The 21,953-nt window shown below is 64.9% G+C and carries 21 protein-coding genes; 16 read left to right on the plus strand and 5 right to left on the minus strand.

Translation table 11 applies throughout. The features are described from left to right. Positions 1–34 precede the first annotated feature (34 nt). From ACZK33_RS09975 to der, 3 genes are read left to right on the plus strand one after another with little or no spacing between them, the layout of a single operon-like run. On the plus strand, positions 35–673 hold the full coding sequence (locus ACZK33_RS09975; RefSeq protein ID WP_032130493.1) for a YfgM family protein: 639 nt from the start codon (positions 35–37) through the stop codon (positions 671–673). Then, on the plus strand, positions 673–1,881 hold the full coding sequence (gene bamB, locus ACZK33_RS09980) for an outer membrane protein assembly factor BamB (RefSeq protein ID WP_032130494.1): 1,209 nt from the start codon (positions 673–675) through the stop codon (positions 1,879–1,881). The genes ACZK33_RS09975 and bamB overlap by 1 nt, the downstream gene beginning before the upstream one ends. Before the next feature lie 17 nt (positions 1,882–1,898). Next, positions 1,899–3,296, plus strand: a complete 1,398-nt coding sequence (gene der, locus ACZK33_RS09985; RefSeq protein WP_049453247.1) for a ribosome biogenesis GTPase Der — start codon at positions 1,899–1,901, stop codon at positions 3,294–3,296. Positions 3,297–3,433: 137 nt separating this feature from the next. Here der and ACZK33_RS09990 read toward each other — a convergent pair whose 3' ends face one another. The 3 genes from ACZK33_RS09990 to ACZK33_RS10000 all read right to left on the minus strand — a co-directional run bounded on the left by ACZK33_RS09990 (position 3,434) and on the right by ACZK33_RS10000 (position 5,836). Then, positions 3,434–4,216, minus strand: coding sequence for a lysine transporter LysE (locus tag ACZK33_RS09990; protein ID WP_423175520.1), 783 nt, complete (start codon positions 4,214–4,216; stop codon positions 3,434–3,436). A 94-nt stretch (positions 4,217–4,310) separates the two neighbouring features. Then, a complete protein-coding gene (locus tag ACZK33_RS09995) occupies positions 4,311–4,946 on the minus strand; it encodes a LysE family translocator (protein ID WP_329810502.1) in 636 nt (211 codons plus the stop codon). A 74-nt stretch (positions 4,947–5,020) separates the two neighbouring features. Beyond that, positions 5,021–5,836 carry a helix-turn-helix domain-containing protein gene (locus tag ACZK33_RS10000; RefSeq protein WP_423175521.1) on the minus strand — a complete coding sequence of 272 codons (816 nt, stop codon included), beginning with the start codon at positions 5,834–5,836 and terminating at the stop codon, positions 5,021–5,023. A gap of 89 nt (positions 5,837–5,925) precedes the next feature. Here ACZK33_RS10000 and moeB point away from each other — a divergent pair, with 89 nt between their 5' ends. From moeB to ACZK33_RS10035, 7 genes are all read left to right on the plus strand, one after another. Next, complete coding sequence (gene moeB / locus ACZK33_RS10005; RefSeq protein WP_423175523.1) at positions 5,926–7,062, plus strand: molybdopterin-synthase adenylyltransferase MoeB; 1,137 nt, start codon at positions 5,926–5,928, stop codon at positions 7,060–7,062. Between the two features lie 250 nt (positions 7,063–7,312). Continuing rightward, on the plus strand, positions 7,313–9,145 hold the full coding sequence (locus ACZK33_RS10010) for a monovalent cation:proton antiporter-2 (CPA2) family protein (protein ID WP_423175525.1): 1,833 nt from the start codon (positions 7,313–7,315) through the stop codon (positions 9,143–9,145). Positions 9,146–9,415: 270 nt separating this feature from the next. Next, complete coding sequence (gene folD / locus ACZK33_RS10015; RefSeq protein ID WP_049402332.1) at positions 9,416–10,294, plus strand: bifunctional methylenetetrahydrofolate dehydrogenase/methenyltetrahydrofolate cyclohydrolase FolD; 879 nt, start codon at positions 9,416–9,418, stop codon at positions 10,292–10,294. A gap of 310 nt (positions 10,295–10,604) precedes the next feature. After that, complete coding sequence (gene guaB / locus ACZK33_RS10020) at positions 10,605–12,062, plus strand: IMP dehydrogenase (protein ID WP_005409308.1); 1,458 nt, start codon at positions 10,605–10,607, stop codon at positions 12,060–12,062. A 107-nt stretch (positions 12,063–12,169) separates the two neighbouring features. Further along, positions 12,170–12,649, plus strand: coding sequence for a hypothetical protein (locus ACZK33_RS10025; RefSeq protein ID WP_315974081.1), 480 nt, complete (start codon positions 12,170–12,172; stop codon positions 12,647–12,649). Further along, on the plus strand, positions 12,646–14,211 hold the full coding sequence (gene guaA / locus ACZK33_RS10030) for a glutamine-hydrolyzing GMP synthase (protein ID WP_012479957.1): 1,566 nt from the start codon (positions 12,646–12,648) through the stop codon (positions 14,209–14,211). The genes ACZK33_RS10025 and guaA overlap by 4 nt, the downstream gene beginning before the upstream one ends. Before the next feature lie 307 nt (positions 14,212–14,518). After that, entirely contained in the window at positions 14,519–15,721 is a 1,203-nt protein-coding gene (locus ACZK33_RS10035) for a tyrosine-type recombinase/integrase (RefSeq protein ID WP_022579757.1), read from the plus strand. Between the two features lie 84 nt (positions 15,722–15,805). Here ACZK33_RS10035 and ACZK33_RS10040 read toward each other — a convergent pair whose 3' ends face one another. Next, complete coding sequence (locus ACZK33_RS10040; protein WP_022579756.1) at positions 15,806–16,069, minus strand: helix-turn-helix transcriptional regulator; 264 nt, start codon at positions 16,067–16,069, stop codon at positions 15,806–15,808. Positions 16,070–16,148: 79 nt separating this feature from the next. After that, positions 16,149–17,138: a hypothetical protein gene (locus ACZK33_RS10045; RefSeq protein ID WP_024008120.1), complete on the minus strand. Its 990-nt coding sequence runs from the start codon at positions 17,136–17,138 to the stop codon at positions 16,149–16,151. 82 nt (positions 17,139–17,220) lie between these two features. Between ACZK33_RS10045 and ACZK33_RS10050 the strand changes: the two genes are divergently transcribed. The 6 genes from ACZK33_RS10050 to trbJ all read left to right on the plus strand — a co-directional run bounded on the left by ACZK33_RS10050 (position 17,221) and on the right by trbJ (position 21,944). Beyond that, positions 17,221–17,454, plus strand: a complete 234-nt coding sequence (locus ACZK33_RS10050) for a hypothetical protein (RefSeq protein WP_022579754.1) — start codon at positions 17,221–17,223, stop codon at positions 17,452–17,454. Positions 17,455–17,457: 3 nt separating this feature from the next. Further along, positions 17,458–18,333 carry a helicase RepA family protein gene (locus tag ACZK33_RS10055; RefSeq protein WP_022579753.1) on the plus strand — a complete coding sequence of 292 codons (876 nt, stop codon included), beginning with the start codon at positions 17,458–17,460 and terminating at the stop codon, positions 18,331–18,333. Next, positions 18,323–19,192 carry a replication protein C, IncQ-type gene (repC, locus tag ACZK33_RS10060; RefSeq protein WP_031754834.1) on the plus strand — a complete coding sequence of 290 codons (870 nt, stop codon included), beginning with the start codon at positions 18,323–18,325 and terminating at the stop codon, positions 19,190–19,192. Before ACZK33_RS10055 ends, repC begins: the two co-directional genes overlap by 11 nt. Before the next feature lie 731 nt (positions 19,193–19,923). Next, positions 19,924–20,202 (plus strand): TraK family protein, encoded by a 279-nt coding sequence (locus ACZK33_RS10065; protein ID WP_022579751.1) that lies wholly within the window; start codon positions 19,924–19,926, stop codon positions 20,200–20,202. A 319-nt stretch (positions 20,203–20,521) separates the two neighbouring features. Next, a complete protein-coding gene (gene traJ, locus ACZK33_RS10070; protein WP_022579750.1) occupies positions 20,522–20,893 on the plus strand; it encodes a conjugal transfer transcriptional regulator TraJ in 372 nt (123 codons plus the stop codon). A 250-nt stretch (positions 20,894–21,143) separates the two neighbouring features. Next, a complete protein-coding gene (gene trbJ, locus ACZK33_RS10075; protein WP_428999623.1) occupies positions 21,144–21,944 on the plus strand; it encodes a P-type conjugative transfer protein TrbJ in 801 nt (266 codons plus the stop codon). Positions 21,945–21,953: the final 9 nt, after the last annotated feature.

Genomic DNA, 21,953 nt, shown 5'->3' on the forward strand with positions numbered 1-21,953 from the left:
ATGGTCCCTCCCGATGGGCGGGGCGAGAGTACGCATGGCGATCGACGATCTGCTCGACGAGCACGAACAAAGTGAACGCGTCCGCAGCTGGCTGCGGAAGAATGGCGCCAGCATCCTCGGTGGCGTAGTCATCGCCATCGGTGCCATTGCCGGCTGGCAGTGGTACCAGAAGGATCAGGGCGGCAAGCTGGCCTCGGCCAATGTCGAGTACCAGAAGGCGCTCGTTGGCCTGCAGCAGAACAAGCTCGACGACGCCTCCAAGGCGGTCAAGGCGCTCGAAGCCGGCCCGTCCAGCATCTACGGCGACCTCGCGGCGCTGCAGCTGGCCAAGGCCCAGGTCGACGCCGGCAAGAACGAAGAAGCCCTGGCCACCCTGCGCGGCGTGAAGGTCGAAGGTGACCTGCAGCGCGTGGTCGACCAGCGTGTGGCCCGCCTGCTGGTGGCCACCGGCAAGAGTGACGAGGCGATCAAGCTGCTTGGCAGCGCCACCGACAGCAGCAGCCTGGAAATCCATGGCGACGCGCTGATGGCGCAGGGCAAGCGTGATGACGCCCGAGGCCAGTATGAGAAAGCGCTGAAGTCGCTGGACGTGGCAGCGCCGCAGCGGCGCCTGCTGGAAACCAAGGTTATGGACGCCGGCGGCACCGTTGCCGCCCCTGCGGAGTCGGTTTGATGAGTCAGAAGGTCATGATCACCCGCGTCGCCACCGTGCTCCTGATGGGCATGGCCCTGACCGGCTGCAGCACCGTGAAGGGCTGGTTCGCCGGCAAGGACGCGGCCGCGAAGAAGGCACAGGAACCGGCTGAGCTGGTCAAGTTCGAGCCGACCGTGAAGGTCAACAAGGCCTGGTCGGTCAACCTCGGCAAGGGCGAGCGCCGCATCGGCGTGCGCCAGGGCCCGGCCGTGGCCAACGGCCACGTGTTCGCTGCGGCACTCACCGGTGGCGTGCACGCCATCGACCTGCAGACCGGCAAGAAGGTCTGGACCTGGGAGCCGAAGAAGGAAAAGAAGAAGGCCAAGCTGCGCCTGTCCGGCGGCCCGGGGGTCGGTGAGAACCTGGTCGTGATCGGCACGCTCGATGGCCAGGTCATCGCCCTGGACATCAACGACGGCAGCGAGAAGTGGCGCGCCCGTGTTCCGGGTGAAGTCATCGCCGCGCCGGCCATCGCCCAGGGCGCGGTCTACGTGCGCAGCAATGACGGCCGCATCACCGCGTTCGATGCCGGCAACGGCACCCAGAAGTGGTTCAACCCGAGCGAGCTGCCGGCGCTGACCGTGCGTGGCAACGCGCCGGTGGTGACCGGCCCGGGCGTGCTGTTCATCGGCAAGGACGAGGGCGCGGTTGCCGCCCTGGCTCAGCAGGATGGCCGCACCCTGTGGGAACAGAATGTGGGCAACGGTGAAGGCCGTACCGAGCTGGAGCGCATGGCCGATGTCGACGGTGCGCCGGTGCTGGATGGCAACACCCTGTTCGTGAGCAGCTTCAAGAACCAGACGATGGCCATCGAAGGCCCGACCGGTCGCCCGCTGTGGGCGCGCGACCATGGCGGTGCCGGTGGCGTGGCGGTCTCGTCTGGCAATGTGTTCGTCACCGACAACAAGGGCGGCGTGTTCGGCCTGGACAAGGCCAGCGGTGCGGCGATGTGGTCGCAGACCGCACTGGCCCGTCGCTCGCTGACCGGCCCGGCACTGCACGGCGACTACGTCGTGGTCGGCGACTACAAGGGATACGTGCACTGGCTGCAGACCTCCGATGGTGCGATGGCGGCACGGGCAAAGAGCGGCGGTGACGCCCTGCTGGCCCAGCCAATCGTCGTAGACGGGGTGCTGCTGGTGCAGAACGTTGATGGCAAGCTGACCGCCTTCCGGTTGGCAAATTAAAAATTGGAGTAATCGCGATGCTGCCTTTGGTCGCCCTGGTTGGACGGCCGAATGTCGGCAAGTCGACTATTTTCAATGCGCTTACGCGCACCCGTGACGCGCTGGTCCATGACCAGCCCGGCGTCACCCGCGACCGCAACTACGGTGTCTGCCGTCTGGACGAGGACAATCATTTCCTCGTCGTCGACACCGGCGGTATCGCGGAAGAGGAAGAGGGTCTGGCAGGGGCTACCACCCGCCAGGCCCGTGCCGCTGCGGCGGAAGCCGACCTGATCCTGTTCGTGGTCGATGCCCGTGAGGGTACCTCGGCGATGGACGACGAGATCCTGGCCTGGCTGCGCAAGCTGTCGCGCCCGACGCTGCTGCTGATCAACAAGATCGACGGCACCGACGAGGACACCGTGCGTTCGGAGTTCGCCCGCTACGGCTTCGGCGAGATGTTGACCGTGTCGGCTGCGCACCGCCAGGGTCTGGACGACCTGCTGGACGAAGTGGTCCAGCGCCTGCCGGAAGAAGGCAGCGGCGAAGAGCTGGACAACGATCCGAACCGCATCCGCATCGCCTTCGTCGGCCGCCCGAACGTGGGCAAGTCCACCCTGGTCAACCGCATCCTCGGCGAGGAGCGCATGATCGCCTCCGACGTGCCGGGCACCACCCGCGACTCGATCGCGGTGGACCTGGAGCGTGATGGCCGCGAGTACCGCCTGATCGACACCGCCGGCCTGCGCCGTCGTTCGCGCGTGGACGAGGTCGTCGAGAAGTTCTCGGTGGTCAAGACCATGCAGTCGATCGAGCAGTGCCAGGTGGCCGTGCTGATGCTGGACGCCACCGAAGGCGTGACCGACCAGGACGCCACCGTGCTCGGTGCCGTGCTCGACGCCGGCCGCGCGCTGGTGATCGCCATCAACAAGTGGGATGGCCTGACCGAGTACCAGCGCGAGCAGGCCGAAACCATGCTGTCGCTGAAGCTGGGCTTCGTGCCGTGGGCCGAGTCCGTGCGCATCTCGGCCAAGCATGGCTCGGGCCTGCGTGAGCTGTTCCGTGCGGTGCACCGCGCGCACGAATCGGCGAACAAGACCTTCACCACCAGCGAAGTGAACAAGGCGCTGGAAGTGGCGTACGAGACCAACCCGCCGCCGACCATCCGCGGCCATGTCTCCAAGCTGCGTTACGTGCACCCGGCCGGCGCCAACCCGCCGACCTTCATCGTGCATGGCACGCGCCTGAAGGAACTGCAGGAATCGTACAAGCGCTACCTGGAGAACTTCTTCCGCAAGCGCTTCAAGCTGATCGGCACGCCCGTGAGCTTCATCTTCCGCGAGGGTACCAACCCGTACGAGGGCAAGAAGAACGTCCTCACCGAGCGGCAGGTCAAGGCCAAGCGGCGCTTGATGAAGCACGTCAAGGGCAAGTGATGCAGAGAAAGGCGGCCGCAGGGCCGCCTTTCTTGTTTGTGGTAGTGCCGGCCGCTGGCCGGCAACCCGATGATGCCTGGCGTGTTCACGAGGTTGCCGGCCAGCGGCCGGCACTACCGTGTATCTACAGATCTCGATCATGGCGGACTGCTGCGACGAGCGCGGCAATGCGGCAACGCGCATGGCATGCCCCGGCCGCGCCGCGATGTTGAAGCCGGTTGCACCTGGCTTGTGGCGGGGATCGATTCCGGCAGCTGCACCTGCCCCGTGATGCTTGCCCAGACCAGGGTCGTACCCAGTGCACCTGCCAGGTACGCCACCGACACCGCCCCGATCAGCAGGCCCGCGGCATGCTCCAGCCATGGAAGCAATCGGCAACACCCCTGTGCCCTGCGCGGATGGCTGCCGAGCCACGCCATCAGCAGGCCGAGCGACAGCGCGACGCCGCTCAGGCCGGCCACGTAAGCGGCCTTGGTGCCAGTGTCGGCAACGAGGCCGGTAAGCAGGGCAGCCAACGCGAACTGCAGCATCCAGTTGCTGGTGCTGGCGAGCGCCAACAGGCATCCAGCCTCGGCGTGCGGCCAACGGGAGCGGGCCCTCAGGCCCCAGGGCATCTGCAGGGAAAGCGGAGAGAGGGGGGTCAGCCCGGCATCGCGCAGGCACATGCCCGCCAGGCGCAGCAGCAGGAGGCAGCCCGTGCACTGCATCGCCAGCGTCCACAGGCCGCGGTTTCCCAGCATGGCCGCTGCAACGAAAGCCGTGGCGCAGATGACGCCCGTACCGGTGGCGATACCGAACGACGCGGCCATGGCGGCGTGCCCGCCCGCGCCCATTGCGGTGCGCAGGATCTTCGCGTGATTGGAAGCAGGCAGGAGCATGGCGAAGCCGTACAGCACCGCGACGATGAAGAACTGCTGCACGTAAACCTGCCACCGACCTACAGAAAGTGCCGAGTGTGGGCTGGTGCGGACGCGCGGTATTGAACGCTATTGCGACAGGCGCGAATCGCCGGCATCAGCCCACCCACAGCGACACGACGATCCATAGCGCCAGTGCGATCATCAGAAGCCCTGCGGCCCGCTCCAGCCAGGGCAGGGCGCGTGCGAACCGACGCAGCACCCACGGGTGGCCGACCAGCGCGGCTACCAGCAGATCCCAAAGCAGGACGATGCCGAACATCCACGCGCCATAGAAGAACTTCGTTGCGGCGCCGGCCTGCGGGCCGTTGAGCATTGCCGCCAACGTTGCGTAGAACAGCGCATTCTTCGGGTTCAGCAGCGCAGACAGGGCGCCCAGCCCTGCCGCCTTCCACCATCCGTGGGCACCGTCCGCTCGCGATCCGGCGGCAGCGTCAGATGCCTGCAGCGTCGTCGAGCCCGCATGGCGCAGGAACAGCGTGCCGAGGTACAGCAGGAACCCGCAGCCCGCCAACTGCACCGCAATGAACCCTGCGCTGCCTGCGCGCAGCATGGCCATTCCGGTGAAAGCGGCCACGATGAAGACGCCATTTCCGAGGGCGATGCCTGCGCAGGCGCCACTGGCGGTGCGCCAGCCAGAAGTGATCGCAGTGCGCGCAACAAGGAAGAAGTCGGGGCCGGGTGAGAGCAGGGCGAGAAAATGTACGGTGGCGATGACCAGGAACTGTTCCATCGGGTCCGGCGGAGGCTGGCGGGGGCGCCAGTGTGGGGATGCGCCGCGCGATGGTATTGAACGTTATTGCAGGCTCAGCGCCGGTACTGGCCCGGGGTCGCACCGGCGTGGGCCTTGAAGACCCGCTGGAAATGGCTCTGGTCGGCGAACCCCAATGCATGCGCGACCACGGCCAGTGCCTGGCCTTCGCACAACCGTCGGCGAGCCTCCTGGATGCGCTGGTCGATCTGCCAGGCGTGTGGCGTCAGGCCCGTGGCACGTCGGAAGGCGCGGATCAGCTGGTAGCGGCTCATGCCTGCCAGCGATGCCAGTTCCTGCAGGGCCGGGGTGTGTTCGAGCCGCTGGCGCAGAACGTCCATCACCGGCTGCACTCGCTGCTGCAATGCGGCATCTTCAGGCGGGCCAGCGACGGCTACACCATCGTGTTCATCCAGATCGCCGACGAACGCGATCAGGGCTGCTTCCTTGACGCTGACCGCATCGTCGGAGAACAGCGTCTGGTTGAGCTGGCAGTACTGCTGGTAGCGCAGGCGATGGCTGGAAATCCGGATGGGTTCCTGCTGCCAGTCGGGTCCGGGCAGGCCGTCATACTCGGCGCGGACTTCGGCCATCCAGCGCGCATCCAGGTGCAACATCTGGTAGCTCCAGACCTGGCCGGGCAGGGGGTTGCAGGCATGCACGCGGCCTGCGGGTACGCCGACCAGATTGCCGGGTTGCAGCAGGCGCGGTCCTTCCGCCGCGCCGGTGAACACACTGCTGCCGGCGTCCACGGCGCCGATCGAGAAAGTGTCATGGCTGTGCGGGCGATGGCAGGCGCGGCTGCCGCACGCCCGTCGGCTTTCGACGAAGGGCATGCGCGGGTCACGCCAGAATTCGGTGGCAGAGCGCATGCAGCGGTTCCGGGATGCAGGGAGCAACGCCCGCATGGTGCCATGTTCGGGGCAAGGCGCGTCGAGGGTGTCTGCGCGATAATGCGGCCATGAGCATCCAAGAGCTTTCCCCCGCGCAGGCACGCGAGCGCCTGGCCCATGGCGCGGTGCTGATCGATGTACGCGAGGCGCACGAACGGGCCGGCGGGATGGCCGAGGGTGCGCGCGGCGTGGCCAAGGGCGAGCTGCAGGCCGACCCGGCCGCGCATCTGCCGCGGCACGACCAGGAAATCCTGTTGATCTGCCAGAGCGGCAAGCGCTCGGCCGATGCCGCGCAGTTCCTGCAGGAGGCCGGCTACACCCACGTCGCGTCCGTGACGGGCGGCACCGTGGCCTGGCGCGAGCAGTCGCTGCCGCTGATGCAGCCGCTGGCCAGCGCCGCCGACCGCGATTTCTTTGATCGCTACTCACGCCACTTGCTGCTGCCCCAGGTGGGTGAGGCCGGCCAGCGCACGCTGCAGCAGTCGCGCGTGCTGGTGCTGGGCGCGGGTGGGCTGGGCGCGCCGGCCGGCTTCTATCTGGCCGCCGCCGGGGTAGGGCACCTGCGCTTCGCCGACCATGACCGCGTGGAGCGCAGCAACCTGCATCGGCAGATCGTGCATACCGAAGCCAGCGTCGGCCAGCTCAAGGTCGATTCGGCGCGTGAGCGGCTGCTGGCGCTGAACCCGTCGATCGAGGTCGAGGCGGTGCCGGAGCGGGTCACCTCCGAAAACGTGGATGCGCTGCTGGAGGGCGTGGACGTGGTGCTTGATGGGTCGGACAACTTCCCGCTGCGCTACCTGCTCAACGACGCCTGCATCAAGCACGCCAAGCCGCTGGTGTATGCCGCCATCGAGCGCTTTGATGGCCAGGTAAGCGTGTTTGACGCTGGCCGCCAGCGTGGCGTGGCGCCGTGCTACCGCTGCCTGTTCCCGGAGCCGCCGCCGCCGGAGTTCGCGCCGAACTGTTCCGAGGCCGGTGTGCTGGGTGTGCTGCCGGGATTGGCCGGTGTGCTGCAGGCCACCGAGGTGCTGAAGCTGCTGCTTGGCATCGGCGAGCCGCTGGTGGGGCGCCTGCTGCGCTTCGATGCGCTGGGCATGCGCTTCCGCGAGACCGGCATCCGGCCGGACCCGCACTGCCCGGTGTGCGCGCCGGGCGTGCCGTTCCCGGGGTATATCGATTACGCCGCGTTCTGCCGGGGTGGGTGAACCCGGCCGGGGAGTGCATTGGTGGATGCCGACCTTGATCGGCGCTCTTGTGCCAACCAAGGTTGGCACCTACCGAAGCGGGTGCATGGTTGGCACCCAACGAAGCGGGTACATGATTTCGGGATGATGTTGGGGTCTGTCCCCGGCATCGTTCCACCTCCAAGACAATCCGGCGCAACATGCGTGCTATTGCCGTCATCGGCATTGCTCTATTGTTGAACTCGATTCTGGATTTTGGGGAAAACACCGCATGGCGGTAGAAGCAGCGACCAGCGAGCTGGTCAAGGTCGTGGCCCTGTTGGGCGCGGCGGTGGTGATGGTGCCTTTGTTCCGCCGGGCCGGCCTGGGCTCGGTGCTGGGCTACTTCGCCGCTGGCCTGGCGATCGGACCGTTCGGGCTGGGCTGGTTCTCCGACCCGCAGGCCATCCTGCATACCGCCGAGCTCGGCGTGGTGATGTTCCTGTTCGTGATCGGCCTGGAGATGCGGCCCTCGCACCTGTGGAGCCTGCGAAAGGAAATCTTCGGGCTGGGCACGCTGCAGATCGTCACCTGTGCGCTGGTGCTGACCAGCATCGCCAAGCTGTTCGGCCTGCCATGGCAGGTGGCCTTCATCGGCGCCACCGGCTTCGTGCTCACCTCCACCGCGGTGGTGATGCAGCTGCTGGCCGAGCGCGGCGACATCGCGCTGCCGTCGGGGCAGAAGATCGTCTCCATCCTGCTGTTCGAAGACCTGCTGATCGTGCCGCTGCTGGCGCTGGTGGCGTGGATGGGCCCGAGCGCGGGCAGTGCCGACGGCGAGGGTTCTCGCTGGCTGTCGGTGGCGATCGGCGTCGGTGCCATCGTTGGCCTGGTGCTGGTCGGCCGCTTCCTGCTCAACCCGCTGTTCCGCGTGCTGGCCGAATCGAAGGCGCGCGAGGTGATGACCGCCGCCGCGCTGCTGGTGGTGCTGGGCGCCGCGCTGCTGATGCAGCTGTCCGGCCTGTCGATGGCGATGGGCGCGTTCCTCGCGGGTGTGCTGCTGAGCGAGTCGACCTTCCGCCACCAGATCGAGGCGGACATTGAACCGTTCCGCGGCATTCTGCTCGGCCTGTTCTTCCTCAGCGTGGGCATGGCGCTGGACCTGAGCGTGGTGGCCGCGCACTGGCAGCTGATCCTCGGCCTGGTGCTGGCGTTGATGGCGGCCAAGGCGCTGTGCATCTACGTGGTCGCGCGCGTGATGGGCAGCGATCACGCGCAGGCGCTGGATCGTGGCGTGCTGATGGCGCAGGGTGGCGAGTTCGCCTTTGTGCTGTTCTCCGCCGCCGCATCGGCCGGCGTGATCGATCTGGAGATCAATGCCAACTTCACCGCCGTGGTGGTGCTGTCGATGGCGCTGACCCCGCTGGTGGTGCTGGTCTACAAACGCATCGCGCCGAAGCCGACGGTGAACATGGACGGCGTGGACGAGGCCGACGGCCTGTCCGGCAGCGTGCTGCTGATCGGCTTCGGCCGCTTCGGCCAGGTCGCCAGCCAGTCGCTGCTGGCGCGCGACGTGGACGTGACCATCATCGACAACGATGTGGAGATGATCCAGAGCGCCGCGCGCTTCGGCTTCAAGATCTATTACGGCGATGGCACGCGTCTGGATGTGCTGCATGCCTCGGGCGCCGCGACCGCCCGTGCGATTGCGGTGTGCGTGGACAAGGCCGAAGCGGCTGATCGCATCGTTGAACTGGTGGCGCATGAGTTCCCGCAGGCCAAGCTGATGGTGCGTTCGTTCGACCGCGAGCATTCGCTGCGGCTGATCCATGCCGGTGTCGATTTCCAGATCCGCGAGACGTTTGAATCGGCGGTGCTGTTTGGCCAGGCCGCGCTGGTGGAGCTGGGGGCGGACGAAGACGACGCGATTGAGATTGCCGAGCAGATCCGTCGCCGCGACGCCGAGCGTTTCGAGCTGGAGATTGCCGGCGGTGGCTTGAATGCCGGCGCGCGGATGATCTACGGCAACAGCCCGCAGGGCGTACCGACGCCGACGCCGTTCACCGCGCCCAAGCGCGAGAGCAAGACGTTGAACCCGCAGGATGTGCCGGAAGAGGAAGAATAGCCCCGGTAGTGCCGGCCGCTGGCCGGCAACCTCAGCGCACCACCCGTCGGTAGTGCCGGCCGCTGGCCGGCAGATGCGGAAACCTTCCGACATCGTGAGGTTGCCGGCCAGCGGCCGGCACTACCGGGGGTTGGCAATTCGCGTCACCCCGGGGTCAGAGCCCTTTGCCTGTGGCAAAGGGATCCGACCCCATCAGGACCCCATTCTGCGGTGGGCGAGGGGGCCTGAATCGGGGACAATAGCGTCCCCGCCGCCCCACGCCCGCTCCCGATGACCGATTCCGCCCCCCAGCATCCTGCCCGCATCCTTGATGGCCGCCGCATCGCCGAGGACCTGCTCGACAGCCTGAAGGTGCGCGTTGACGCCCGCGTGGCGGCCGGTGGCAGCCGTCCGGGCCTGGCCGTGGTGCTGGTCGGTGGCGACCCGGCCTCGACCGTGTACGTGCGCAACAAGCGCCGCGCCGCCGAGAAGGTCGGCATCGAAGCGCATGACTACGACCTGCCGGCCGGTACCACCGAAGCCGAGCTGCTCGACCTGATCGACCAGCTCAATGCCGATCCGAAGATCAACGGCATCCTGATCCAGCTGCCGCTGCCGGGCATTCCCGACGCGCGCCGGCTGATCCAGCGCATCGACCCTCGCAAGGACGTGGACGGCTTCCACCCGGAAAACGTCGGCCACCTGGCCCTGCGCGAGTTCGGCCTGCGCCCGTGCACCCCGCGCGGCATCACCACGCTGCTGGGCCACACCGACCAGCCGGTGCGCGGCCGCAACGCCACCATCGTGGGCGTGAGCAACCATGTCGGCCGCCCGATGGGCCTGGAACTGCTGATTGCCGGCTGCACCGTGACCAGCTGCCACAAGTTCACCCCCAAGGACGTGCTGGAACAGGCCGTGCGCAACGCCGACATCCTGGTAGTGGCGGTGGGCCGCCCGGGCATCGTGCCGGGCGAATGGGTGAAGCCGGGCGCGGTGGTGATCGATGTCGGCATCAACCGGTTGGATGACGGCCGGTTGGTGGGTGATGTCGGGTTTGAGGCGGCTGCCCAGCGGGCCAGCTGGATCACCCCGGTGCCGGGTGGCGTGGGCCCGATGACCGTGGCCACCTTGATGCAGAACACCCTGGAAGCGGCGGAAGCGCTGAGCTGACCTGCTGTTGGGGATATCTGCCGTTGGTGGGTGCCGACCGTTGGTCGGCACAATGCCAGAGGGGTGGGGCTCCTGCTGGGGCACTGGTGTCTGAGAGAGAGTGCGGACCAACGGTCCGCACCCACCAAAGGCAGTTCCAGGGCGGACCAACGGTCCGCACCCACCGAGGGTAGGTTCCAGACCCTGAGAGCAGGCTGCAGCCTCCCCTGAACCAATCACCGCCCGCGCGACACTGCGTCGCATCTACCCCCTGCCACAGGGCGCGAAAACAGGGTAAAATGTCGCGCTTCCCCACATCTCGGGTATGCCGATGCTGCGCATCCAGGCTGAAGCACTCACTTACGACGACGTCTCGCTCGTCCCCGCCCATTCGACCATCCTGCCCAAGGACGTCAACCTCGAAACGCGGTTGACTCGCGACCTGAAGCTGAAGCTTCCGATCCTGTCCGCAGCCATGGATACCGTCACCGAAGCCCGCCTGGCCATCGCCATGGCCCAGCTCGGCGGCATGGGCATCATCCACAAGAATCTCAGCCTGGAACAGCAGGCCGCGGAAGTGGCCAAGGTCAAGAAGTTCGAGGCCGGCGTCATCCGCGACCCGATCACCGTCGGCCCGGAAACCACCATCCGCGACGTGCTGGCCCTGACCCAGGCGCACAACATTTCCGGCGTGCCGGTGGTGGGCAGCGACGGCCTGCTGGCCGGCATCGTGACCCACCGCGACATGCGCTTCGAAACCGAGCTGGACGATCCGGTCCGCCACATCATGACCAAGAAGGATCGCCTGATCACGGTCAAGGAAGGCGCCGCGTCCGACGAAGTGCTGCAGCTGCTGCACCGCAACCGCATCGAAAAGGTGCTGGTGGTCAATGATTCGTTCGAACTGCGTGGCCTGATCACCGTCAAGGACATCCAGAAGAACACCGACTTCCCGAACGCTGCCAAGGATCTGTCGACCCGCCTGCTGGTCGGCGCTGCCGTCGGCGTCGGTGGCGATACCGATCGCCGCGTGGAAGCGCTGGTCGCCGCCGGCGTGGACGTGATCGTGGTCGATACCGCGCACGGCCACTCGCAGGGCGTGCTGGACCGCGTCAGCTGGGTCAAGAAGAACTTCCCGAACGTGCAGGTCATCGGTGGCAACATCTGCACCGGCGAAGCCGCACTGGCGCTGCTGGACAGCGGCGCGGACGCCGTCAAGGTCGGCATCGGCCCGGGCTCGATCTGCACCACCCGCGTTGTCGCCGGCGTCGGCGTGCCGCAGGTCACCGCCATCGACCTGGTGGCCGAAGCGCTGCAGGACCGCATCCCGCTGATCGCCGACGGTGGCATCCGCTACTCGGGCGACATCGGCAAGGCGCTGGCCGCCGGTGCCTCGACCATCATGGTCGGTGGCCTGCTGGCCGGTACCGAGGAATCGCCGGGCGAGACCGAGCTGTACCAGGGCCGTTCGTACAAGAGCTACCGCGGCATGGGTTCGCTGGCTGCCATGGAGAAGGGGTCGAAGGACCGCTACTTCCAGGACGCCGCCACCGCCGACAAGCTGGTGCCGGAAGGCATCGAAGGCCGCGTGCCGTATCGCGGCCCGGTGGGCGGCATCATCCACCAGCTGATGGGCGGCCTGCGCGCCACCATGGGCTACGTGGGCTGCGCCACCATCGAAGACATGCGCAGCAAGCCCAAGTTCGTGAAGATCAGCGGCGCCGGCCAGCGTGAGAGCCACGTCCACGACGTGACCATCACCAAAGAGCCGCCGAACTACCGCGCCTGATGCGCTTGCGAACTGCTCTTGCGATTACGGGCAGCCTGCTGATGGCAGGCTGTTCGTTGTCCGAACCGCCGCCGCGCTCCGGGTCTCCGGGCGCGGCGGTTTCGCAATTGCAGGACGTACAGGCGTGCCAGAACGCGTTCTCGCTGCCGAAGGGCTGGCAGGTGCAGGCCGCTGGCGAGCAGCGCTGGCTGCTGAAAGGCACCGGCGAGCGCCCGCTGCAGGTCATCCTGCGGTGCGTTACCGATCTGGGTGACAGGCTTGAAGACCCCGTGGTCACCGCCGAGCTGGGGCCGCTGGAGCCGAAACGGATGAGCGCGCAGTCCGCTTTCTGGGGCAATGCCGTGGATTCCGGTTACCCGATGCACGCCATGCAACGGCGCATCGTGCCCGGCACCGAAGTGCAGGAAATCGCCGAGCTGCCGCGCGCTGACCGCGCCAACCCCAACGCACCGCATGGCCTGCTGATGCTGCGCTGGGACGAGGAAGACCCCTCACATATTCAACAACGCGAGGCGTTCATCGCCACGCTGACGCAGAGCCTTGAAGCGCCGGGCGCTGCGAAAAACACCACTGGAACGGCACCATGACCAACATCCATAACGACAAGATCCTCATCCTCGATTTCGGCGCGCAGTACACGCAGCTGATCGCCCGCCGCATCCGCGAGCTGGGCGTCTACTGCGAAATCTGGGCGTGGGACCACAACCCGGCCGAGATCGCCGGCTTCGGCGCCAAGGGCATCATCCTGTCCGGTGGCCCGGAATCGACCACGCTGCCGGGTGCGCCGGCCGCGCCGCAGGAAGTGTTCGACAGCGGCCTGCCGATCTTCGGCATCTGCTACGGCATGCAGACCCTGGCCGCGCAGCTGGGCGGTGCCACCGAAGCCGCTGACCAGCGCGAATTCGGCCACGCCGAAGTGAACGTGATCAACCCGGATGCGCTGTTCAAGGGCCTGAGCGACCACGGCGGCGAGCCGAAGCTGAATGTCTGGATGAGCCACGGCGACCACGTCTCCGTCGCGCCGCCGGGCTTCACCATCACCGCCACCACCGACCGCATTCCGGTGGCCGCCATGGCCAACGAAGAAAAGCGCTGGTACGGCGTGCAGTTCCACCCGGAAGTGACCCACACCCTGCAGGGCCAGGCGCTGCTGCGCCGCTTCGTGGTGGACGTGTGCGGCTGCCAGACCCTGTGGACCGCCGCCAACATCATCGACGACCAGATCGCCCGTGTACGCGAACAGGTGGGCGATGACGAAGTGATCCTGGGCCTGTCCGGCGGCGTCGATTCGTCCGTGGTGGCCGCGCTGCTGCACAAGGCCATCGGTGAGAAGCTGACCTGCGTGTTCGTGGATACCGGCCTGCTGCGCTGGCAGGAAGGCGACCAAGTGATGGCAATGTTTGCCGAGCACATGGGCGTGAAGGTGGTGCGCGTGAACGCCGCCGACCGTTACTTCGCCGCGCTGGAAGGCGTGAGCGACCCGGAAGCCAAGCGCAAGATCATCGGCAACCTGTTCGTTGAGATCTTCGACGAAGAATCGAACAAGCTGAAGAACGCCAAGTGGCTGGCGCAGGGCACCATCTACCCGGACGTGATCGAGTCGGCCGGCAGCAAGACCGGCAAGGCGCATGTGATCAAGAGCCACCACAACGTGGGCGGCCTGCCGGAGCACATGAAGCTGGGCCTGGTGGAGCCGCTACGCGAGCTGTTCAAGGACGAAGTGCGTCGCCTGGGCGTTGAGCTCGGCCTGCCGCGTACCATGGTCTACCGCCACCCGTTCCCGGGCCCGGGCCTGGGCGTGCGCATCCTGGGCGAAGTGAAGCGCGAGTACGCTGAGCTGCTGGCCAAGGCCGATGCCATCTTCATTGATGAACTGCGCAAGGCCGATCTGTACGACAAGACCAGCCAGGCGTTTGCCGTGTTCCTGCCGGTGAAGTCGGTGGGCGTGGTGGGTGACGCGCGGGCTTATGAGTGGGTGATTGCGCTGCGTGCGGTGGAGACGATTGACTTCATGACGGCCCATTGGGCGCATCTGCCGTATGAGTTCCTGGGTACGGTGAGCAACCGGATCATCAATGAGTTGCGGGGGGTGTCGAGGGTTGTTTACGACATCTCGGGGAAGCCGCCGGCTACTATTGAGTGGGAGTGATCCGGCGTCTGGCACTGGCTGGCATCTAGTAGCACTAAAACACACCTAAGCCCGCGTCACTGCGGGCTTTTTTGTGATTTCGTTCAGCACCGCCTGGCAACATTTGGCATCGCCAAGCACCGTTTTTTCATGGCATGATGGATGGCATTGAATGCTTCTATGCCATGAGAAGTCGCCAATACCATGCAACCACCTTGCGGATGTTCATGGTATCGAATTTGTGTAAGACGATGATTTAATTGTTGTTTTACGCCAGGATGGGCCGGTTTTCTGATCATGGTATTTGAGCTGAATCAGGGCGAGAACCATGTTGACCGATACCAAGCTGCGCAACCTCAAGCCGAAGGACAAGCTCTACAAGGTGAATGACCGTGACGGCCTCTATGTAGCCGTCACGGCCGCCGGAGCGATCTCGTTCCGCTACAACTACTCGATCCACGGTAGGCAGGAGACCATCACCTTCGGCCGCTACGGTGTCGGCGGCATCACCTTGGCGGAAGCCCGCGAGCGGTTGGGCGAGGCCAAGAAGATGGTCGCGGCCGGGAAGTCACCGGCCAAGGAAAAGGCGCGGGACAAGGCCCGCGTCAAGGACGCGGAGACGTTCGGGGCCTGGGCGGAAAAGTGGCTGCGCGGCTACCAGATGGCCGACTCCACCCGCGACATGCGCCGCTCGGTCTACGAGCGCGAGCTGAAGCCGAAGTTCGGCAATCAGAAGCTGGTGGAGATCACCCACGAAGACTTGCGCGCGCTGACCGATGCCATCGTCGAGCGCGGCGCGCCGGCGACAGCCGTGCATGTCCGCGAGGTGGTGCTCCAGGTCTTTCGCTGGGCCATCGAGCGCGGCCAGAAGGTCGAGAACCCGGCCGAGCTGGTGCGCCCGACGACCATTGCCAAGTTCGAGCCGCGCGACCGTGCGCTGACGCCCGACGAGATCGGCCTGATGTACCAGTACATGGAGCGCATCGGCACAGCGCCATCCATTCGGGCGGCGGCCAAGCTGCTGCTGTTGACGATGGTGCGCAAGAGCGAGCTGACTAACGCGACATGGAGCGAGATCAATTTCAGCGACGCGCTTTGGACGATCCCGAAGGAGCGGATGAAGCGGCGCAATCCGCACCTGGTGTTCCTGTCCCGGCAGGCGCTGGACATCTTCATTGCCCTGAAAACCTTCGCAGGGGGATCGGACTACGTGCTTCCGTCGCGGTATGACTCGGATTTACCCATGAGCAGCGCCACGCTCAACCAGGTGCTGACGCTGACGTATCGGCTGGCGCAGAAGGAGGGGCGGTCGCTCGCCAAGTTCGGGCCACATGACTTGCGGCGCACGGCCAGCACGTTGTTGCATGAAGCCGGCTACAACACGGACTGGATCGAGAAGTGCCTGGCACACGAGCAGAGAGGCGTCAGGGCCGTCTACAACAAGGCCGAGTACCGCGAGCAGCGCACGGCGATGTTGCAGGACTGGGCGGACATGATCGACGAATGGACGCTGAGACGGCCGAAGGTGTAAACCAGACGAAGGCAGGTTAGGCAGCGCCGCCTGAGCATCGAGGCATGGCCTCGGGTTTCATTGACACTTGAGGGGCGCAGCGTTTTAGCCGCTAAAAGGGGCAGCAGAGCCGCCGGCCACGGCAGACGGAGTGAAGCCAGGGCGCATGGCCTGAGTGCCCGACGACTTCCGCGCCTCTATCCATTCCTCGACCTCGGCCAAGTCCCAGGCGACGTTTCGGCTGGTGAGTGCGATCCGGCGCGGAAACTCCCCGCGCTGCTCCATGTTGAAGATCGTGCGCTCAGACAGCGGGATCATCGCCAGTAGCTTCTTCCGATTGATGAGCGTCTTGCTTGTCGTTGCCTGCATCCCCTGGCCTCTTTCAGTCACTTGCGAACATGTGCCTGATGGTGCCTGGCAATGCGGATTGTTTCGTCCTATTAGTTGGTCAATTAGGTTGACGCCGTGAGCGCGGCTTTGTACTCAAGCGGAACATTGCGGGGATCGCCGCCAGCGCCTTCGATACCGCTTGGCGCTCGATGCCGAGCTTTCGCGCAATCTCCGACTGATTGAGTCCAGACCACTGGAGCATCAGCATCTGCTTTTTGCGATCCGATAGCTTCGAGTCCACCATCAGCCGTGCTTGATTGCGCAGCTCTGCCTTGTCCGCCGGCTGTAAGGTTTGGCCCGCGACATAGTGGAAGAAGTAGCTGTCAACCAGTTGATCGCCCGATTTCACTTGGGCAGTGGCCGGCTTCGCGCATTGCTGGTTGAGTCTCGCCAGTTCGAGGTCGAATTGCGCGAGGGATCGCCTTGCTTGTCTGTAGACAGGGTTCCATGCGCCGCTCGGCAATTTAGGCCGGTGATCCAGGCAATACAGGCTGCTTAGTCGAAGCTTTTCCTCTGGATCGTCCGCCTTCGGATCATCGCTCCCGCCGGCGAATGAGGTCAGCTCGGCGAGTGATCCGCAGAACCGGCAGAACCCCTGGAGGCGTTCGCCATTCAGTCGGGTGTCGCGCACCTTCGACTTCACCGGCCGTTTGCAGGCGCAGTCCCATACAAGCCCAATCAACGATTCGAGTGTCGCAACAAACCGCCGATCTCTTGGCGTCTGCCTATCCTCCGTTTTGATGAACTGGCGCAGCAACTGCCGCTGCATGCGAACCATCGCATCAAGTCCAACCAGTCGAATGATCCCGCTGAGGCCCACCCCTGTCCCTGCTCCGGGGATATGGCCCAAGTAGCGTTGTGGCAGCGTCGCCGTGTACGCAGCCACGGCGGGGTCAATGAGTTCCTGTATCAGCCCAACGATGGGGTAGCGCCGCGAGGAGGCGGAATACGGCCGCCAGCGATCCTCAAACTGCTCGATGGCTTCCGAGACAGTGGGATCGCAGCCTTCCCAGATGACAATGGTTGGATCGTTCTTCATGTCAACCATTTTGGACAACTAATAAGATGTAGGCAACCCCCAATAGCGCCTAACCTTCGTTGCAATTCAGTTGATAACGGAGGTTTACGCAATGACGATAGAAGACACGCTGCTGCAACGCTTTGGCCCGCTGCTGAGCATGGCGCAGCTCGCCTCTGTCCTGGATCGATCGCCTGATGGATTGCGGATCAGCCTGCGCGCGACGAACGAGTGGACGCAGCGGATCAACAAGGCTCGGTTGAAGATCGGCCGGCGGGTCTACTTCCGAACCTCGCAGATCGCCGAGGCATTGAGCGACGAGTCCCTGTACGGAACGGGGAACTGAGTCATGGCGATTGATGTACTGGCGGCGTTCGAGCATGAACCGCCGGTGCTGGACTTCATATGGCCGGGCTTCCTCGCGGGAACCGTCGGCGCGCTCGTCGCCCCAGGGGCCACTGGCAAGAGCTTCTGGGCGCTGGAAGCGGCCATGAGCATCGCATGCAGCGTGGCCGGCGGCGACCTCGTGGGACTTGCTCCCGCGCACACCGGGCGCGTGGTCTATCTGGCCGGGGAAGACCCACCGCCCGCGCTTGTGCGGCGCATTCATGCCATCGGCCAGCACCTCGGGCACGCGGCTCGTCAAGCCATCGCGGAGAACCTCGCGCTTGAGCCGATCATGGGCAAGCGCCTGGACATCATGAAAAAGGCCCACTTGCGCCGCGTTATTGAGGACGGTGCCGGGGCGCGGCTGATCGTGCTGGACACCCTGAGCCGCATTCACACTCTCGATGAGAACAGCAACGGCAACATGGCCCACCTCGTGGCCGTACTGGAGCACGTTGCTGCCACCACGGGTGCATCCGTGCTCTACCTGCACCACGTCAGCAAGGGCAGCGCCCGCGAAGGGCAGACCGACCAGCAGCAGGCCGCGCGTGGCGCGTCCGCGCTGATCGACAACGCCAGGTGGTGCGGTTACGTCGCCCGCATGACCGAGGACGAGGCGAAGCGCCTCAGCGACCGCGCCCATGACCGGCAGCCCATCGGCGATGAGCGGCGCGGCTACTTCGTGCGTTTCGGCGTCAGCAAGCAGAACTACGACGCCACGCCGCTTGATCGCTGGTACATGCGGCACGCCGGCGGCGTGCTGGTGCCGGTGGAGCTGTATGAGGCCAGCAGGAATGAGGAAAGACGTGATGGTCGGAGGCGAGGCGATGGCTTTTGACCTCACCCATGCCAGGCACGATCCAATGCACTGCTTGGTCCCCGGCTTGTTCCGCAGTCTCAAGCGCGGCGAACGGAAGAGGCTCAAGCTCGATGTGACGTATCACTACGCCGAAAATGAACAAGCGCGGTTCGTCGGCTTCGAGCCTCTTGGTGCTGATGACATGCGGCTGCTGCAAGGTCTTGTGGCTCTTGGAGGACCGAAGGGCATCATCCTGACGCCAGAGCCAACAGCGGACTTGCCGAAGCAACTCCGTCTATTCCTTGAGCCGAAGTTCGACGCGGTAGGGCAGGATGCGCTGGTCGTGAGAGAGAGTATGACCAGCCTGCTAGGCGAAATCGGCTTGACCGATGGCGGCGACAATATCAGGGCGATCAAGGCGAGCTTGCTGCGCATGGCAAACGTGACGGTGGTAGTCAGCAAGGGAAGCAGGCAAAGGTCTTTTCACCTGATGAGCTACGCCTTCAATGAGGAGGACGGGCGGTTGTTCGTCGCGCTGAATCCCCAGATTGCGGAGGCGATTCTTGGGAGGCGCCCGTATACCCGCATCGAGATGGCCGAGGTGCGGGCGCTACAAACCGACCCGGCCCGCCTGATTCACCAACGGCTATGCGGCTGGATCGATCCCGGCAAAGCCGGGCGCGTGGAACTCGATACCCTTTCTGGCTACGTCTGGCCGGACGAGGCGAACGCCGAGGCCATGAAGAAGCGCCGCCAGAAGGCCCGCAAGGCTCTGGCCGAGCTTGCCACCGTGGGCTGGAAGGTCAGCGAGTATGCGGCAGGGAAGTGGGAAATTGGCAGGCCGAAGCCCGTAGTAACGTTCCCCAAACTCCGTAGCAATGTTCCCCTTCACCCGTAGCAACGTTCCCCGTCTCAAACCGGAAAACACAGCAACGGCGCGGGCTTGCGGCTAGTTCGCAAATTCCATCCATGATCTTCCAAGATCATCCACTAGGCGCGGTGCTTGCCGCCGCCCTTTAGGGCGACGCCAAGCCCTTGCCGCTTGCCGATGGTCGGCCTTCGGCCGTTGAGTTGTACGCCAGAAGGGGGGGCAGCTCCGGGCGGTTCTTTTAGCGGCTAAAACGCTGCGCCCCTCAAGTGTCAATAGGCAGGTGTTGTATGTTGTATGTTGTATGTTGTAGCGCGCTACAACATACAACAGTTCAAATCCATTCCCGGTCACGTCATGAGGCCGGCCCTTCTTTCGCGCACACGTCGAGCTGCAGCATCGCCATTTCCGGCGAGGCTGGCCATGTCCGGGCCACGGTCGACCATCGCCACATCCGACGATGCACCGAGGGCCCCATCGTCAGTTCCGACGATGGCGGCCGCCGGCGCTCGAGCTCGCATCGCCGCCTCTGACGATGTGATCCACTCTTTGACACTTGAGGGGCCGAGCGGCGGGGGATTCTCTCGGCCTCCCTCTTGGCGTTCAACCTTCCGTGCCGAATGGGCTGCCATCCCTATTTCGATGCGCGTGCCAGTGTCATCGGCTCCATGTCAACCGTTTCGGCCAATTATTGGAATGTTGTGTAGGCGGGCACTCCGTAACCTTCGGAGTAGTTCAGTTGATAACGGAGGTTTACGGACATGGCGACGACAGAAAGCAGCTATCCAGACGAGCTGGCCGCACGGCTCGCTCATCAGCAGCAGACCTCGCAGATAAAGCGCAGGGACTACCTGGCCGCTTTCATGGCGGCGCGCGCGGACGTGAAGGAAGCGATGGAGGCCGGCTACGCGCTCAAGATCATCTGGGAGCACATGCGCGAGATTGGGCGAATCCCTTTCCGCTATGAGACGTTCCTGAAATACGTTCGCCAGCACATCACCAATGCGCCGCCTGGCTCCACGGGTCAGGGCACGAAGTGAGCAAAGTCCCATGCTCAATCGCTGCAAGCGCATGGCTGAAACGCTGTTACCGGCCTCTTGGATCGCTGCAAGCACACGGACGTTGGCAATTTCCGTTGGTTTTCTCGCTGCTGGCGCGCTGTTGCGAAGCAATGGTGCGGTTACAGCGCGAAATTCGATGAGTCATACGAGACAAAAACAACGCCGTAAGGCGGGCAGGATGTGTGAAGTAGGCCCACCGGCAAGCCGGTTGTCCTTCTTCACTGTCCCTTATTCGCGCGGGGCGCTCAACGGGCATCCTGCTCTGCGAGGCTGCCGGCTACCGCCGGTTGGAGGACAAATGGGCGACGAGAATCGAATCACCAGGAAGGGCAGCCCACCGATCAAGGTGTACTGCCTTCCAGAAGAACGCGAACTGATTGAGGCGAACGCCAAGATGGCGGGAATCAGCATGGCGCGCTACCTGCGCGACGTAGGCCAGGGCTACCAGGTCAGGGGTGTCATGGACTATCACTATGTGCGCGAGTTGGTGCGAGTGAATGGCGACCTTGGCCGGCTGGGCGGATTGCTCAAGCTATGGCTGACCGACGATCCGCGCACAGCCCGGTTCGGCGATGCCACGATCCTTGCCCTGCTGGGTCGGATCGAGGCCACCCAGGACGAAATGAGCCGGCTCATGAAGTCGGTGGTGCAGCCGAGGGCCGAACCTTGAGAGTTTTAGCAGCTAAATTACCGTGTGCTGCACGCGACACAAGCCCCTTCCAGGCCGCCAGCCTGGGCGTTATCAACTCTTGGGAGAACGCATAAGGCCAGGGACACCCCGTAAGGGCCGAGAACAGAATCACCGAAGCCCGGGCCTCAGTGCCAAGGGCGATACCGATTAGCTAGTGGCGTAGCTCTTCGATGAAACCTTGCCGTGGGCAAGCGCGAGCTTGGTCAAGGCATTGCCTTTCTTTCATCGAATGGAGATTGCGACCATGAAGCACGTCCGTTTTTTAGCGGCTAAAACCGCGCTCGCCGCCGCTCTGGCCGGCAGCATCATCATCACCCCGGCGCAGGCAGGCATCCCCGTCATCGACGGCGGCAACCTGGTGCAAAACGTCATGACGGCCATCGAGTCGGTGGCGCAGACGCTCAAGCAGATCGAGCAGTACCAGACCCAGTTGCAGCAGTACGAAAACATGCTGCAAAACACAATGGCCCCGGCCGCGTATATCTGGGATCAGGCGCAGTCCACCATCAACGGATTGATGGCCGCCACCGACACGCTGAACTACTACCGGAATCAGCTCGGCAGCGTCGATGCGTACCTGGGCAAGTTCCAGGATGTGGCCTACTACCGTGGTTCGCCGTGCTTCTCGGCCGCCGGGTGCTCGGATGCCGAGCGCGCCGCGATGGAGCAAAACCGCAGCCTGGCGAGCGAGAGTCAGAAGAAGGCGAACGACGCGCTTTTCAAGGGCCTGGAGCAACAGCAGCGCAACCTTTCCGCCGATGCTCGCCAGCTCGAACGGCTCCAGTCCGCCGCGCAGGGCGCGACCGGGCAGATGCAGGCCATCGGCTACGCCAACCAGCTCGCCGCCAACCAGGCAAACCAGCTCCTGCAAATCCGTGGCCTGCTGATCGCACAGCAGAACGCCGCGACCGCCAGGATGCAGGCGCAGGCCGACGTAGAGGCGCAACAGCAGGCCGCCGGCGCGACTTCCAGGGAATCCAGGATCGAGCGCACGGCCAACCCAAGAAACTGGCTCGAACTGACCCGCTGACGGAGGCCC

Source organism: Stenotrophomonas sp. 86156_Sma, from assembly GCF_056481625.1.